This window comes from Prevotella mikamonis, assembly GCF_055381405.1.
In genome coordinates, this window is sequence record NZ_AP035785.1 from 73224 (window position 1) to 88418 (window position 15195).

The following is a 15195-nucleotide window of genomic DNA, read 5'->3' on the forward strand; positions in this document are numbered from 1 at the left end:
ATTCACTGTGATAAAACTGCCTAGGCTTGGCAGCGTTACTGTTTGGCCTAGTCAGTAAAACTGAAAAGCCCCCGCAGCGATGCTGCGGAGGCTTGGCAGTGAACTGATGGATTTGCTGATAGTTAGCGAAGTCGACCAGTTGTTATTTGAAATGCGCTGAAATCGCGATTCCAGAGGTATGGGCTGGAACGGCAACCGGGCATTTAATCGTTGTCGTCGGCAAACAAAGGGTCTTCGGGAACAACCATGAGAGGTTTCTGTTTCTCCAATTCCAGGATGTTGGCGGGTACATATTTCTTGTCTACGACAAGGCGGAACATGTACTCGTTGAACCATCGGTTGGTCATGATGTAGCAGCCTTGCTGTCCGCTGTCTGTTCCCCAACTGTTCTCAACCTTCCATTTTACGGGCTTTCCCTGTGCATCAAGGTCTACGGCAGTGAGTGTCATGGCGTGGGTACTACCGCTGTCGAAAGTACGGATGCGGTCGGCTTTGTTCATTCCGAATGTCGTTCCAAGCAAGCTGGCATAGTCGAAATTCTCGGTATCGAGGAATCCGCGCTTGCGGTCGAGCTGCTTTCCTACGTCGTAAGAAGAATACATCTTGCGACCGTCTTTGAGCGAGGCAATAGCCATCTGGGCGATGTCTTCCATCGGCAGGTTGATGTATTTCCAGTTGTGTCCGTCGTAGGTGTGGCGGTCCAGTTCCACTTCGTAGGTCTTGTAGTAGGGGCGTCGCGGGTCGTTCATAGCCATGATGAACGTGCTGTTGACAGGTCCACCTACCGTTTCCTTGTAGAACGACTGTGGCGTGTAGGTCTTACTTTCGCCCACAGCCTTTCCGTCTTTGTCGCGGAATGTGTAGGTAAATTCTTTCACCGGTTCGCCCAACGTGAGTGTCAAGATATGATACACCGTGCCGAGCATCTCGGTCTTACGGGCATTGATGGCTGATGCAGATTTCTTCTGGGCCACCATGTTGCGCAGTTCGAGACCGAATTCGCGCAGTTTGCTGGACAGCAGTTTGCCCATGCTGCGTGTGTTCTCGCTGGAGAAAGTCTCTGGTTGTGCGCTCATCGGTGCCAGGCCGTATTTCTCTACCAGGTCGGCCACTCCGCAGAATGTACCGCCGTCACCGATAGGCTGTCTGAAGAAGAATTGTACGCGTGGGTCGTCGATGGGCTTGTTGGCACAGTCGATGACTCCTTGTAGCATCAGATTGGACTTTTCCAACTGGTCCCAGAAGAAGAGATAGTCGTGAGAGAACTCTACGATACGCTTTTGCTCGTCGCGCAGGGCAAACATGCTGCGCAGCGTGTTCAGTCCGGAGAACATCCAGCAACGGCCCGAACTCTTCTGATTGTGTATGCTCTGTTTGGGCGTCTCTACGCTGAAGTGTGTGTCGAACTCACCCAGGTTGGCATGGTTCTTGGCGAGGTCTTCGATGTTGTTGGAGGCTATTGCGTTGAAGATAGCCTTGTTGACGGCAGCTGTGGGCTGCGATTTCTGAATCTGTTGCAGCATCTGTGGGGAGATTCCTCCGTCTTTGGTCTGTGCCCCGACGGCCAGGGATGCTGCCATACATATACCCATGAATGCGGTTCTTTTGTTCATAATAGATAATGATTAATACCACAAAGTTAAATATTAAAAATGAGAATAAGGAGCAAAATGGCTAAAATGGTAGAAATAAGGCGTTGGGCTTACAAAAGTTTTAGTATCTTTGCATAGTATAATCATACTATAAGTATTGATGGATAAAAGCAAATTCGGCCTGTTAGGCAATATCAAATATCCGCAAGATTTACGAAAGTTATCCGTAGACCAACTGCCGGAGGTGTGCAAAGAGCTTCGCGAAGATATTATCGAGGAAGTAAGTGTAAACCCCGGACACTTCGCATCGAGCCTCGGTGTGGTGGAGTTGACGGTGGCGTTGCACTATGTTTTTAATACGCCCGAAGACCGTATTGTGTGGGATGTGGGCCATCAGGCCTACGGTCATAAGATACTGACGGGGCGTAGAGACGTGTTCTGCACCAACCGTAAGTTGCATGGTATCCGGCCGTTCCCGTCGCCGATGGAGAGCGAGTACGATACATTCACGTGCGGACATGCCAGCAACAGCATCTCGGCTGCGCTCGGTATGGCCGTGGCAGCTAAGAAAATGGGCATGGACAATCGACATGTGGTGGCTGTTATCGGCGATGGTGCTATGAGTGGAGGTCTGGCTTTTGAGGGATTAAACAATGTCTCGTCGACATCCAACAATCTCTTGATTATCCTCAATGACAACGACATGTCGATAGACCGGGCTGTGGGTGGAATGGAGAAGTATCTCTTGAACCTCGATACGACGGAGACTTACAATAAGTTGCGTTTCAAGGCCAGCCAGTGGTTGAACCGTAAGGGCTATCTGAACGATGAGCGTCGGAAGGGGATTATTCGTCTGAACAATGCGCTGAAGAGTGCGCTCAGCCATCAGCAGAATATATTTGAGGGACTGAATATCCGATACTTCGGACCTTTTGATGGGAACAATATTCAGGAAGTGGTGCGCCTGTTGAGGCAGTTGAAAGACATGAAAGGGCCGAAACTGTTGCATTTGCATACGGTCAAAGGCAAGGGATATGAACCCGCAGAAAAGTCGGCTACGGTATGGCATGCACCTGGTAAGTTCGACCCGGAGACGGGCGAACGGCTCGTTGCCGACTGTGCCGATGAACCCATGAAATATCAGGATGTGTTTGGCGAGACCTTGTTGGAGTTGGCCCGTATGAATGATAAGGTCTATGGAGTGACTCCTGCCATGCCTTCAGGGTGTTCGATGAATATTCTGTCGAAAGAGATGCCCGACCGTATGTTTGATGTGGGCATTGCCGAAGGGCATGCCGTGACCTTCTCAGGCGGTATGGCCAAAGACGGCTTGATACCGTTCTGCAACATCTACAGTTCGTTTGCACAGCGTGCCTACGATAATATTATCCACGATTTGGCTATCCTGAATTTGCCCGTGGTGCTTTGTCTGGACCGCGCCGGGCTTGTGGGAGAAGATGGGTCTACCCATCATGGTGTGTTTGATATGGCAGCTCTGCGCCCTATACCCAATCTGACCATTGCTTCGCCGATGAACGAACACGAATTACGCAGGCTCATGTTTACGGCTCAGTTGCCCGATAAGGGACTGTTTGTGATACGTTATCCCAGGGGCAGAGGCGTGTTGAAGGATTGGAAGTGCGAGCTGGAAGTAGTGCCGGTAGGCAAAGGGTGCAAGTTACGCGACGGTCGCGAGGTGGCTGTTCTTAGCATCGGCCCGATAGGAAACGATGTGGCAAAGGCCATTGAGCAAGTGCTGAAGGCACGTCCTGATGCCAGCATTGCCCATTATGACATGCGTTTTCTAAAACCACTGGACGAAGAATTGTTGCAGGAGGTGGGTGCGTTGGGTTGTCCTGTCGTGACCGTTGAAGACGGAGCAAGGACTGGTGGAATGGGCAGCGCAGTGATGGAATGGATGTCAGACCACGGCTATGTGCCGCGTATTATGCGTCTAGGAATCCCTGACCACTTTGTGGAACACGGTAAGGTAGAGGAGTTGAAGACATTGTGCGGACTTGATATAGACAACATCGCTGCCCGGATAGACAGTTTGTTGCCCAATGGAGAATCTATAAACTGAGCGTATGAAGATAATCATTGCGGGTGCCTACGCCATTGGAACGTATTTGGCCAAGTTGCTTTCGCGTAATAATCAGGATATTATCTTGATGGACGAGGACTTGGAGAAACTGGAGAAAATAGGTTCGGATTATGATTTGATGACTCTGAACGAATCGTGTACAAGCATCAAGGCGCTCAAGGACGCGGGGGCAAGTAGTGCCGACCTGTTTATTGCAGTGACTGATGACGAGAACCAGAACGTGACGGGTTGCATGCTGGCCAAGGCTTTGGGTACTAAGAAGACGGTAGCCAAAGTCGATAATGATGAATATGTCGAGCCTGATTTGAAAAGCTTCTTCGAAGGACTTGGCATCAGTTCGATTATATATCCTGAAATGTTGGCCGCGCAAGACATCAATAACGGTTTGAAGATGTCGTGGGTAAGGCAACGTTGGGACGTTCATGGCGGTGCGCTTGTGATGCTGGGTATCAAGCTGCGCGAAAGCTGTGAAGTACTCAACAAGCCGCTGAAGAATATTTGCGGACCGACAGATCCCTATCACGTAGTGGCTATCAAGCGCGACGACGAGACGATAATTCCCAGTGGTAACGACGTGTTGAAACTCTACGACATGGCCTATTTCATGACAACCAAGCAGTATATACCGTATGTGCGCAAGGTGGTGGGCAAGGAACACTATGTAGATGTGAAGGATGTCATGGTGATGGGAGGTGGAAGAACGGCTGTACGGGCGGTGAAAACCATGCCCGAATACATGAATGCAAAGATTATAGAAGTGGATGAGTCGCGCTGTGAGAAGCTGAACGATTTGCTGAATAATGACCGGACGTTGGTCATCAATGGAGACGGACGAGACATTCCTTTGTTGCAGGATGAAGGTATCAGGAGCACACAGGCATTTGTAGCATTGACCGGCAATGCCGAAACTAACATCCTGGCTTGTCTCACAGCCAAGCGAATGGGCGTGCGCAAGACGGTGGCGATGGTCGAAAACATCGACTATGTGCGTATGGCCGAGAGTCTGGATATTGGTACGATTATCAATAAACAGGCCATTGCGGCCAGCCATATCTATCAGATGATGCTCGATGCGAATGTGCATAACGTGCGGTTCTTGATGACGGCAAATGCCGATGTGGCCGAATTTATTCCGCAGGAAGGGTCGAAGGTGACCCGTAAACCGGTGAAAGACTTGGGGTTGCCCAATGGTGTAACCATCGGAGGACTGGTGAGAAAAGGTGTCGGAATCCTTGTTTCTGGTAATACCATGATTGAGGCGGGTGACTCGGTGATGGTGTTCTGCCACAATGTAAACATGAAAAAGATTGAGAATCTGTTCAATTAATGATTGATTGGAAGACGATATATAAGGTATTGGGGTCACTGCTTTTTATCGAGGTGGCACTCATGTTATGCTGCTTGGGAGTGGCTTTCGGTTATCAGGAAGACGACTCTATGGCCTTCTTGGTGAGCATTATCATCACTTCGTTTGCCGGACTGGTGCTGAAATTCTTTGGTCGTAAATCGGATAACTCGCTGTCTCGACGCGACGCTTATTTGGTAGTGACGCTCTCGTGGGTGGTCTTTAGTTTGTTTGGTACGACCCCGTTTCTTATCAGCGGATATCTGACGAGTTTCACGGATGCCTATTTCGAATGTATGTCGGGATTCACGACGACCGGCGCTACCATCATAGACGATGTGGAAGCGCTGCCACATGGACTGCTCTTTTGGCGTTCATTGATGCACTGGATAGGTGGTCTGGGCATCGTTTTCTTCACGATAGCCCTGTTGCCTTCGCTGGTTGGCGGGTCGGTCAAGGTGTTCGCTGCTGAAGCTACAGGCCCTATCAAGTCGAAACTCCATCCCCGTCTCTCTACGAGTGCCAAGTGGATATGGGTCATTTATCTGATTCTGACGGCGGCTTGTCTTGTTGCTTACTATGCCTGTGGGATGGGATGGTTTGACAGTATCAACTATTCGATGGCCACGACGGCCACAGGTGGTTTTGCCACCCATAATGAGAGTATCGAGTTTTTCCGCTCTCCAAGCCTGGAATATTGTTGTACGCTGTTTACATTCCTGTCGGGAGTAAACTTCACATTGCTCTATGCTGCCATCATGAAGTTTAAGGTGAAGGACCTGTTTAGGAGCAGTGAGTTCCGCTTCTATCTCCTGGTGGTGCTGGCATTTTCTGGATTTATCATGTTTGAACTGATGCTGCACAATGATTATGATGTGGAACATGCTTTTCGTAGCGGTATCTTCCAGGTTGTTTCATTCATCACCACGACCGGTCTTTTCAATGATGATGCGAGTAAATGGCCACATGTCACGTGGGTTGTTTTGGCCGTGTGCATGTCGCTGGGAGCTTGTTCCGGATCAACGAGTGGTGGTCTGAAATGTATCAGAGGAACGATGTTGCTGAAGATTGTGCGCAATGAGTTCCGCCAGATATTGCATCCCAATGCCGTACTCCCGATGAAGGTAGACGGTGTGAATGTGCCTTTACAACCACGAGTGACGCTGCTTGCGTTCCTCACAGTGTATCTCTTGCTGTGCATCTTCATCTCGTTTTCGATGATAGTGATGGGCATTGACAACACCAACGCCATTACAATCACTCTCAGTAGTATCGGCAATGTGGGGCCGACGCTGGGTACTGAGATTGGACCTACAATGTCTTGGAGCATGCTGCCCGACTTGGCTAAGTGGGAATGTTCGCTCATGATGCTCATCGGGCGATTGGAAATATTCACCGTTCTCGTCATTTTTACACCTGAGTTCTGGCGCAGAAACTGATAATTAAAGTAACTAATATATATAAGGATAAAGTATATGAAACCATTAAAGTTTAACGCATTATTGAAAACAACGTTGTGGGGTGGTGATAAAATCATCCCATTCAAACATCTTGACGAGCACCTCGACAACGTAGGTGAGAGTTGGGAGATATCTGGAGTCAAGGATAATGAGACTATCGTAAACGATGGCGAGTTTGCCGGAAAGACTTTGAACGCCGTCGTAGAGACCCTGAAAGGTAAGTTGGTGGGCGAGGAAAACTATCGTCGTTTCGGAAATGAGTTCCCTCTCTTGATTAAATTCATCGATGCGCGCGACCAGTTGTCTATTCAGGTGCATCCCACCGACGAGATAGCACAGCGTCAGGGACGTGGCAATCGTGGTAAGACCGAGATGTGGTACATCATGGATAGTGCGCCCGATGCCAAGCTACGCAGTGGTTTGAGCAAGGAGATTACTCCCGAAGAATACAAGGAAATGGTGGCCAATGACACCATTACCGATGCCCTGTGCGAGTATAATGTGAAAGAAGGAGACTGCTTCTTCTTGCCGGCCGGTCGTATCCACAGCATCGGTACGGGATGTTTCCTGGCCGAAATTCAGCAGACCAGCGACGTGACTTATCGTATCTATGACTTCAAGCGTAAGGATAAGGATGGCAATGAGCGTGAGTTGCACACCAAGGAAGCGGCTGAAAGCATCGACTATCATGTAGAGCCGGATTATCGCACTGCCTATACTCCTGCCAAAAATCAGGGTGTAAGCCTTGTTCATTGTCCGTATTTCAACACGGCAGTGTACGACTTGACCGAACCCATGACACTGGATTACAGCGAGCTAGACAGCTTTGTTATCCTCATAGGACTGAAAGGTGAAGGTACAATCAAGGACAACGAAGGCAATGAGCTTAGCTTCACAGAAGGTGAAAGCATCCTAGTTCCTGCTACCACGGAAACCATCAAGGTGAGTGGAACTGTCAAGTTCTTGGAGACATACGTGTAATACCATTTTCTCCAAGCATCCATATCAATAAATAATCCTGCTTCGGTCGGTATCGGCCAGAAGCAGGATTATTTGTTTTAAGGGTATTGTGAGTACCCTTATATGGGCTGCATGCGTTTATTTAGCAGTCAGGCTGGTAATGAAGTCCTTAATCATCGGCGTGTTTTCCACTACACAATGATAGAGTTTCAACTGGTTACGTGTGCGGTCGAGGTTGTGTGTCGGATACTTAATCTTGTAGTAGGTATCGCCGTTGATGTAATCAGCCAGGAAGCGGACACACTGCATGTAGGGGAAGAGAGCAACCGCATAGGGCAGCAATTCTATTTCCAGCGGCGTCAGGAACACCTGTGCCGACTCGATGTAACCGCGTGTGAATGCTTTGAATACCTCTTCGTTGAAAGCCACATTGTCCAAGTTCGGGTCGTCCTCAGCGGTCTTGTTGGCACTTGTACGCAGGAAGTCTCCGAAGTCGGAGAATACGAAACTTGGCATCACGGTATCGAGGTCGATAACGCAGAGCACGCGTCCTTCTTCATCGAACATCATGTTATTCACTTTCGTATCGCAGTGGCAGATGCGCTTCGGCAGCTTGCCTTCGCGATAGAGACGCTCAGCCTGGCACATGGTATCGGCATTGGCTTCTATCTCGTCTACTATTTCCTGCACCTCGGCCAGTCTTCCTACCGGGTTGGCAGCGACTGCTTCGCGCAACTGGCGGATGCGTAATTCCATGTTATGAAAGTCGGGTATGGTTTCGCCGAGCTGTTCGGGCAGGTCGGTCAGCATGCTTTCAAACTCTCCGAAAGCCTTACCTGCAAAGTAAGCATAGTCAGGTGTTACGGCTTCAAAGGTCTTCGCGCGCGGTATAAATACCATCACACGCCAGTAGCGACCATCTTCATCCTGTGTATAGGTCTTGCCGTTATCGGCTTTTACAAATGTCAAAACCTTGCGGTCAATGTCGTCTGCACCGGCTTTCTGGAGCTTTGCACGGATATGACTGGTCACGGTTTCGATGTTATGTTGCAACAGTTCCACGTCTTGGAACACAGCATTGTTGATGTGCTGCAACACGTAGTCGGGGCAATCGGCCTCTTTCGTAGTCACCTTGTAGGTGTCGTTGATGAGTCCGTTGCCTAGCGGAGCAATCTTTTCGACCGTTCCTGCGAACTCAAAATGAGAAATAATCTGGTAAAGAGCTTCTTCTTTCATGATATAATATAGTTGTTTGGTTCAGATTGTAAAGATAGTAAGAAACTGCCAAACGAGCGTCTGTATGCTCTTTCTTTTTAGTTATTTTCAGAAATTATGTACAATGTCTGAATAGTAACTTTCTTTTTTCGTACTTTTGTACATACGAAACTGAAGACAGATATGAGGAAATACACTTTCGCACTATTGAGCCTTTTCATGGCAGCAACGGTTTTTACCACCTCTTGCAGAAAGTTGCATCGGGAAGAAGATATGGGTGATACCGTGGCGGCAAGCATGTTCGAGCCGGCCGATACACATGTTGTCAAAACCGCGAAAAGCAAGAAAGCAGCAGTTGTCAAGGACAGTGCGAATCTCTATTACATCGGTTTCGGGTCTACTCACGAACTACTTCAGCTCGTCAGCTATCCCTCTCGTCGCGATACATTGACTCTTGGTAAGGCTCGCCGTCTGCGGGTTAACGGCAGTGCCGACTACGACCACATCGTCCGTCCCACCTTCTTTGTCCTGAAAAGCGGCGACAGTATTGTGTCCCGTTTGGACGAATGGAAGTCTGCACAACCCTGACCTATATATAATAGGTGTAATTATTGGTCGGGATATTGCTGGTAAATGGTGAGTCCGAATTCCGGTACGAGTGCGTAGATACGCTCCATGAGGGCTGCCTGTGCATGCTCGTAGTCGGTCCATACCGTCGTACCGATGAAGAAATAAAATTCGATGGGCAATCCTGTCACGGTTGGTTCCAGTTGTCTGACCATCAGTGTCATGTCGGGATTTACTTCCTTTGCTTCGCCCAACATTTTTTCCATGTATGTGCGGAAAAGTGTTAGGTTCACCACATTTTCTTCTTTCAACTGCTCGTCGGTAGCCAACTGGCGTTCTCGAAGATGCTCTTTCAGTTTTTCATCTGCTATCCTGATGCTGCGGAAATCGAAGAACAGCTTGCGCTTCACGCGTCTCCCAGCGCCTTCCTGCATGGTCTTCCAGTTTTGGAACGACCCGTTGACCAGTGCCAATGGCGATACCGTGGTGATGCTGTTATCAAAGTTTTTCACTTTCACGGTGGTCAATGTCATTTCCTCTACCGTACCGTCAGCGCCAGCCGAAGCCACCGTTATCCACTCACCTTTATGCAGCATTTCGTTGCTTGTGAGCCGAATGCCGGCCACGAGTCCCTCTATGGTGTCTTTGAATACCAGCATCAGCACGGCCGAGGTAGCTCCCAAGCCGGCAAACAGAGTGCTTGGGTTTTTGCCGAGGATGATGGCTGCCACGATAATCACGGCTATGAAGATGGCAATAATTTTCAGTACGCCGCAAAACGATTGTAGATATTGGCGCGTGCTACTGCTATGTGCGGTGTTCAACTGCTGCACACTGGTGAGCAGGGCCGTCACCATGCGCACCGACATGATGGTGATGTAGATGTCGGTAAGTCGTTCCAAGACGTCGCGTACCACGGGGAACTGGTAGAAAACCATAGGCAGCAGCCATCGGATGATGATTGCCGGGATGATGCGGCAGGCCGAATGAAGCACCCGGTCGTTGAATAGCTGGTCGTCCCATTGCGTCGCTGTGTGGTTGGTTATCTTATGGACGACGGGTATGACGATTCGCCTGACGATGTAACCACCGCCCCATGCGAGCAACATGGCAACGATGACGAGTGCTATATGTCGTACGATGGGGACGGCACTCCCCGTTATTCCGGTCAGTTGGATGAGTGACTCTACGAAAATGCGGATTGTTTCCATAAGACAGTGGGGTTTTTAATTGGGGTTACAGAGTATCGCACAGATGCGGTCTTGAAACGCTCTGGCTTTGCGATGGCTTAATATTCCCTGGTTCAGGATGGCAAAACAGAGACGGTGGCCATTGTAGGCTGTGCAGTAACCAGCCAGGCTGCTTACACCTTTCACCGTTCCGGTCTTGGCTTTAACATTATCCTTGGTGTACGTACCTTTCATGCGCGAGCGCAGCGTACCGTCCACCCCGGCAATAGGCAGTGCCTTGTTGAGGTGGATATAGATATTGTTGTTGTGGTAAGCATGTCGCAGCAGCATGGTTTCGAGTTCTGCCGATACGTAGTTGTAGAGCGACAGCCCCGATCCGTCGGCAAAGTAATAGTTGGATGGGTCGAGTCCTATCTTCGACACCAGTTGTCTGATGACGTTGCGCGAACCCTTGGCCGTGGCCGGTTGGTCGCCTACGAAGGCCGATAGCTGGTAGAACATCGACTCTGCATAGAGGTTGTCGCTCTCCTTGAGCATGCGCATCAATATCTGGTCGATGGTGTGGAATCGCGTACAGATAGAGTAAGTACCCACGGGGCGTTTGGCTGTGGCCACGAAAGCGTCTACCACGATGCTGTCGGCACGTAGCTCTCTTACAAACCTGTCCATGAACTGGTCTTTGCGCGAAAGGAGCAGGGGAGTGAGGTTGGGATTGTCGTCGTCCCAGCACCATCCCTCGCCATACATGTCTCTCGTCTTCATAGACTGGTCGGCATAGAGGTGTCCGCGAATGGTGTCTACGCCCATCTTGCGCAGTGTTTCCACGAAGGCTCTCAGGTCGTCTGTGCCGAATCGGGGGTCAAGGCCTCCCACACAATAGACGTCGCCGCTGAGTGTGCGGTTCTCTATCTTGCCGGTATAGCACAGTTCGGTGCGGAAACGGTAGTCTCCACCGAGCTTGTCGATGGCCGTGATGGCCGTAATGACTTTCATCGTACTGGCCGGTCGCATGGTCTGTCGCTCATTATAGCGGTAGAGTACGGAGTCGGCTGTGAGGTCGTACACCATCAGTCCCAGTTGTGAGGTCTTCAGCATGTCGCTCTCCAGCAGTATGTCCAGATGATGCTGTATGTATTGTGGCCACGGCAGCGCTATCGAGTCTTTATCCAAACTCGCAAAAGCGGTAGAGTCTGTGGCGCTCGACAGTTCGTCGTCTTCGGTATTGTTGTCTTCGGTCTGTGCCTGTAACGGCAGGCAGACGACCATTGTGATGAAAAGCAGAATCCATTTCCCGATAGCTTTTCCCTTAAATTTCGTCATGTTGTTTTAGTCTCTTGTTCAATTCGTTTCGGAAAGATTCCCCGTTTTCAGGTTGCAGACTGGCCAGATGCCCATTGCCATATTCCAGCAACAAGTAGCGCGACAGGCCAAAGGCCGAAGTCATCTTCGTGATTCTGACGACCTCGCTCACCCTTATGGTGATGGTTCTTGAAAACCGTCCGCGCTGAATCAGCAACACATCGTCTGCCTCCTGCCTGTCGAAGATGTAGACCGTATGGAGCAGGCGTTCGGTCATCAGCACGATGGCAATGGCTGTCAGAAATCCGGGAATGGGCATCTTGAGCCAGAAAAAATAAAAAGCCAACAATGCAAAGACAATGATAGAACAGACTGAGACGGGCGTAAGACGCTGATGGAATACTCTCCTCATTAATCCTCTTTGATAGTGATTCTCTGCAAAAGTACGAAAAAGCTGAGACATGCCCAAGGCATATAGACAATTTAGCATAATTGTCCGTGGTGTTGTCTGGGATTCTGTGAACAGAAGACTACAGGCAGGGATGAGGCTATTATTGCTTGCAGATGCGGCATCCGCATTCGTACAATATTCTAAATTCTTACCTATCTACTCTCCATTCTCAATTTTCAATCAATTTCTGCAAAGGCTTGGCAGTGTCACTGCAAGGGCCAAACAGCAATGCTGCAAAGCCGAGACAGCAGCGCTGCCGAAGCTTTGCAGTTTTTTTAGGTTGACGAGTTAACGAGTTGACAAGTAAACAAGATACTTATTGAAGTAGGCAAACAATAAGTAATTTCCGCCCTTATCTGGAATGATAGGGGGATTTCTGGTAGGGAAAAGGCTGTGGAGTTACACTCTGGCCCGATATTCGTTCAGCAGCCATGCCTGCTGTTCGGCGATGCTCATGTGGCTGTTGTCCAGCTCTACGGCGTCGTCGGCCTTGCGCAGCGGACTCACTTCGCGATGCGAATCTATATAGTCACGCTCCTGCACATTCTTGAGTATCTCGTCGAAGTCGGCCGGCATGCCCTTCTGCTTCAATTCGTCGAAGCGGCGTTGGGCGCGAACTTCGGCCGAAGCCGTGACGAAAATCTTGAGTTCGGCATCGGGAAATACGGTCGTGCCGATGTCGCGTCCGTCCATCACGATACCTTTCTCCTGTCCCATCCTCTGCTGTTGGGCCACGAGAGCCTGGCGTACGAAGGGGATGGCTGCAATGGGGCTGACGTGGTTGCTCACTTCAATGGTGCGGATGTCGCGCTCCACCAGTTCGCCGTTGAGATAGGTGTCGGGCGCACCTGTGGCCTGATTGAACTTGAACGAGATGTTGATTTGGGACATCTGTTGTTCCAATCGTGTTGTGTCGATGCTGCCGTCGGCTGCAAAGAGGCCGTTGCGAAGGGCAAACAGCGTGACGGCACGGTACATCGCACCGGTATCTACATAGATGTATCCTATTTCTTTGGCCAGATTCTTGGCCATCGTGCTCTTGCCACAAGATGAAAAGCCGTCGATGGCAATGGTGATTCTATTCATTGTTGTTGGGTTTATTCGATTGTTCGATGATTTCAGAATGGTGGAATCTATAGGCTGTAGGCCACGTTGATGGTGACGGAATGGCTGCTCACATGGTATCGGCCATAAGCCAGATTGAGCTTGAAGCGTTCCAGATTGAGACCTGCACCGAAGTTCCAACCAGCTCCGTGACTGCTTTCCTCACGACGGCTGTTGACGATTTTCATTTCGTTGGCACGCCTGAAGTTGTAGCCCGCTCCCACCCAGATATTGTCGCTGAGCAGAAATTCAGCACCCGCTACGACATGATAGAGGAGCTTGTAGTCCCAGTGGTTCAGGTCTACGAGCGTGGCAGAGATGCGCAGCGGGGCGTTGAGAAATCGCTTGCTGAAGCCCAACTGCACGTCGATGGGCATGTGTTCGTAGATGTTGTCGTAGGCTTTCAGCTGGCCACCGAGGTTCTTGGCCACCAGTGATGCAGAGAATTCGCGGTCGCTGTCGTAGTAGTTGAGGCCCAGGTCTACACCCACGGCTATCGAGTTGTAGTCGCCGATATGCGATGTGATGAATTTTGCAGCGATGCCGCCGACTATCCGGTCGGTCAGCATATAGGAGAAATAGCCCGTCATGGCTACGTCCCGTGCACTGAATTCGCCTGTCTGGATGTTGTTCTCATCCACTTGTTTCATCTTTCCATAGTCTATATACTGTCCCGAAACGGCCCACGATGCGTGCTTGCCGACATTGCGGTTGAAAGCTGCCGAGGCTGTAGTGACGCCCGACATATAGCTCATGAAGTTGAGGTTGATGGTCTTGTCGGTTACCGACGAGAGCAGGGCAGGGTTGTTGAAGATGAAGGATTCGTCGTCTTCGATGATAGAGATGTTGTCTCCACCGAGAGCAGCAGCATGTGCGCTGACAGGCAATCGAAGGAAGTTGTACCCCGTCAGACTCTCCTGTGCCAAGGCCGGAAAGGCTGCTATGCCAAGCAAAAAAGCGAAAGCGACTCTTTTCATTGAATTTTTTCTAATTATTCGGCAAAGATACAGCTTTTCCAAATATAAGAAGTAACTTTGCGATGTTTAATCAGTATTGTAACGTTGAAAGGTGGATATTATTGCCATCCTGTCAGGAAAGGCAGTCTGCTGGATGTCAATCGGCGTGCGAAGTAGGTTGCCCCTCAGCGTTTTGACGACTAGTCGCTTTGGAAGTAAAGAAATCATATAAGGCCAATCTGGAGGACAAACGACTCACGATGTTCCTCATCGGACTCGTCTTGGTGCTGTCTGCATGCTTCGTAGCATTGGAATATACGGCCACGACGAGACTGGACGATGCCAAGGATTTGCTGAGCGACGACGACCGGGACGATTTGGAGATGATGTCGGCTATGGACAGGCAGGATATGATTTCGGCAGCCCCGGCTTCTGTATCGCGCAGCGTGACCAACAAAGTGAAGCCCGTCGACCATCTGCCGGAAGTCTTGGACCGGCTGAATCCAAATACCGGTGACGCCGAGCAGGGGGCTGATGCAGCCGGCACGAAGGCAGAGAACGGGCAGACAGAGACGCAGGACCAGCCTCCGGTAGTGGCATTGAATCAGAACGACGAGCCGGTCAGTTTCCGAATCGTACAGCAGTTGCCTGAATATCCTGGCGGTATGGTGGAGTTTATGAAGTGGCTGACGAAGACGCTGAAATATCCCGTTTCGGCCCGTCAGGCTGGCATACAGGGCAGGGTGGTCGTGTCGTTCATCATCAATCAGGATGGTTCGATAGCCGATGTACGCATCGAGAAAGCAGTGCATCCACTGCTTGACCGCGAAGCATTGCGCGTAGTAGGCATGATGCCGAAGTGGAAACCCGGTATCATGTATAACAAACCCTGCCGAACCATGTTCTCGATACCGATAAACTTTAATCTATAGACTTGAAAGAATACCATTTT

At 50.0% G+C, this 15195-nt stretch carries 13 protein-coding genes; 6 read left to right on the top strand and 7 right to left on the bottom strand.

Features of this window, described 5'->3' with window-relative positions:
- Positions 1 to 203: 203 nt before the first annotated feature.
- Complete coding sequence (locus tag ACZ42L_RS00215; RefSeq protein ID WP_464716287.1) at positions 204 to 1613, bottom strand: C1 family peptidase; 1410 nt, start codon at positions 1611 to 1613, stop codon at positions 204 to 206.
- 139 nt (positions 1614 to 1752) lie between these two features.
- On the opposite strand from ACZ42L_RS00215, the gene dxs reads away from it, so the two are divergent.
- Genes dxs through ACZ42L_RS00235 form a run of 4 tightly spaced genes read left to right on the top strand, consistent with a single transcriptional unit; the run spans position 1753 to position 7482 of the window.
- On the top strand, positions 1753 to 3675 hold the full coding sequence (gene dxs, locus ACZ42L_RS00220) for a 1-deoxy-D-xylulose-5-phosphate synthase (protein ID WP_464716288.1): 1923 nt from the start codon (positions 1753 to 1755) through the stop codon (positions 3673 to 3675).
- A 4-nt stretch (positions 3676 to 3679) separates the two neighbouring features.
- The gene (trkA, locus tag ACZ42L_RS00225; RefSeq protein WP_464716289.1) at positions 3680 to 5023 is read left to right on the top strand and encodes a Trk system potassium transporter TrkA; all 1344 of its coding nucleotides are present in this window, start codon (positions 3680 to 3682) and stop codon (positions 5021 to 5023) included.
- Positions 5023 to 6480, top strand: a complete 1458-nt coding sequence (locus ACZ42L_RS00230) for a TrkH family potassium uptake protein (protein WP_464703039.1) — start codon at positions 5023 to 5025, stop codon at positions 6478 to 6480. Before trkA ends, ACZ42L_RS00230 begins: the two co-directional genes overlap by 1 nt.
- Positions 6481 to 6516: 36 nt before the next feature.
- A complete protein-coding gene (locus tag ACZ42L_RS00235; RefSeq protein WP_464716290.1) occupies positions 6517 to 7482 on the top strand; it encodes a type I phosphomannose isomerase catalytic subunit in 966 nt (321 codons plus the stop codon).
- 117 nt (positions 7483 to 7599) lie between these two features.
- Here ACZ42L_RS00235 and ACZ42L_RS00240 read toward each other — a convergent pair whose 3' ends face one another.
- Positions 7600 to 8697, bottom strand: a complete 1098-nt coding sequence (locus ACZ42L_RS00240; protein ID WP_464716291.1) for a phosphotransferase enzyme family protein — start codon at positions 8695 to 8697, stop codon at positions 7600 to 7602.
- Positions 8698 to 8859: 162 nt separating this feature from the next.
- On the opposite strand from ACZ42L_RS00240, the gene ACZ42L_RS00245 reads away from it, so the two are divergent.
- The gene (locus tag ACZ42L_RS00245) at positions 8860 to 9264 is read left to right on the top strand and encodes a hypothetical protein (RefSeq protein WP_464716292.1); all 405 of its coding nucleotides are present in this window, start codon (positions 8860 to 8862) and stop codon (positions 9262 to 9264) included.
- A gap of 20 nt (positions 9265 to 9284) precedes the next feature.
- Here ACZ42L_RS00245 and ACZ42L_RS00250 read toward each other — a convergent pair whose 3' ends face one another.
- From ACZ42L_RS00250 to porQ, 5 genes are all read right to left on the bottom strand, one after another.
- Positions 9285 to 10454: a mechanosensitive ion channel family protein gene (locus ACZ42L_RS00250; RefSeq protein WP_464716293.1), complete on the bottom strand. Its 1170-nt coding sequence runs from the start codon at positions 10452 to 10454 to the stop codon at positions 9285 to 9287.
- A 15-nt stretch (positions 10455 to 10469) separates the two neighbouring features.
- Positions 10470 to 11753, bottom strand: a complete 1284-nt coding sequence (gene dacB, locus ACZ42L_RS00255) for a D-alanyl-D-alanine carboxypeptidase/D-alanyl-D-alanine endopeptidase (protein ID WP_464716294.1) — start codon at positions 11751 to 11753, stop codon at positions 10470 to 10472.
- Entirely contained in the window at positions 11740 to 12144 is a 405-nt protein-coding gene (locus ACZ42L_RS00260; protein ID WP_464716295.1) for a PH domain-containing protein, read from the bottom strand. Before ACZ42L_RS00260 ends, dacB begins: the two co-directional genes overlap by 14 nt.
- A 438-nt stretch (positions 12145 to 12582) precedes the next feature.
- Positions 12583 to 13269 carry a (d)CMP kinase gene (gene cmk, locus ACZ42L_RS00265; RefSeq protein ID WP_464703045.1) on the bottom strand — a complete coding sequence of 229 codons (687 nt, stop codon included), beginning with the start codon at positions 13267 to 13269 and terminating at the stop codon, positions 12583 to 12585.
- Positions 13270 to 13316: 47 nt separating this feature from the next.
- Positions 13317 to 14264: a type IX secretion system protein PorQ gene (gene porQ / locus ACZ42L_RS00270; RefSeq protein WP_464699676.1), complete on the bottom strand. Its 948-nt coding sequence runs from the start codon at positions 14262 to 14264 to the stop codon at positions 13317 to 13319.
- A gap of 188 nt (positions 14265 to 14452) precedes the next feature.
- Here porQ and ACZ42L_RS00275 point away from each other — a divergent pair, with 188 nt between their 5' ends.
- A complete protein-coding gene (locus ACZ42L_RS00275; protein WP_464716296.1) occupies positions 14453 to 15175 on the top strand; it encodes an energy transducer TonB in 723 nt (240 codons plus the stop codon).
- Positions 15176 to 15195: the final 20 nt, after the last annotated feature.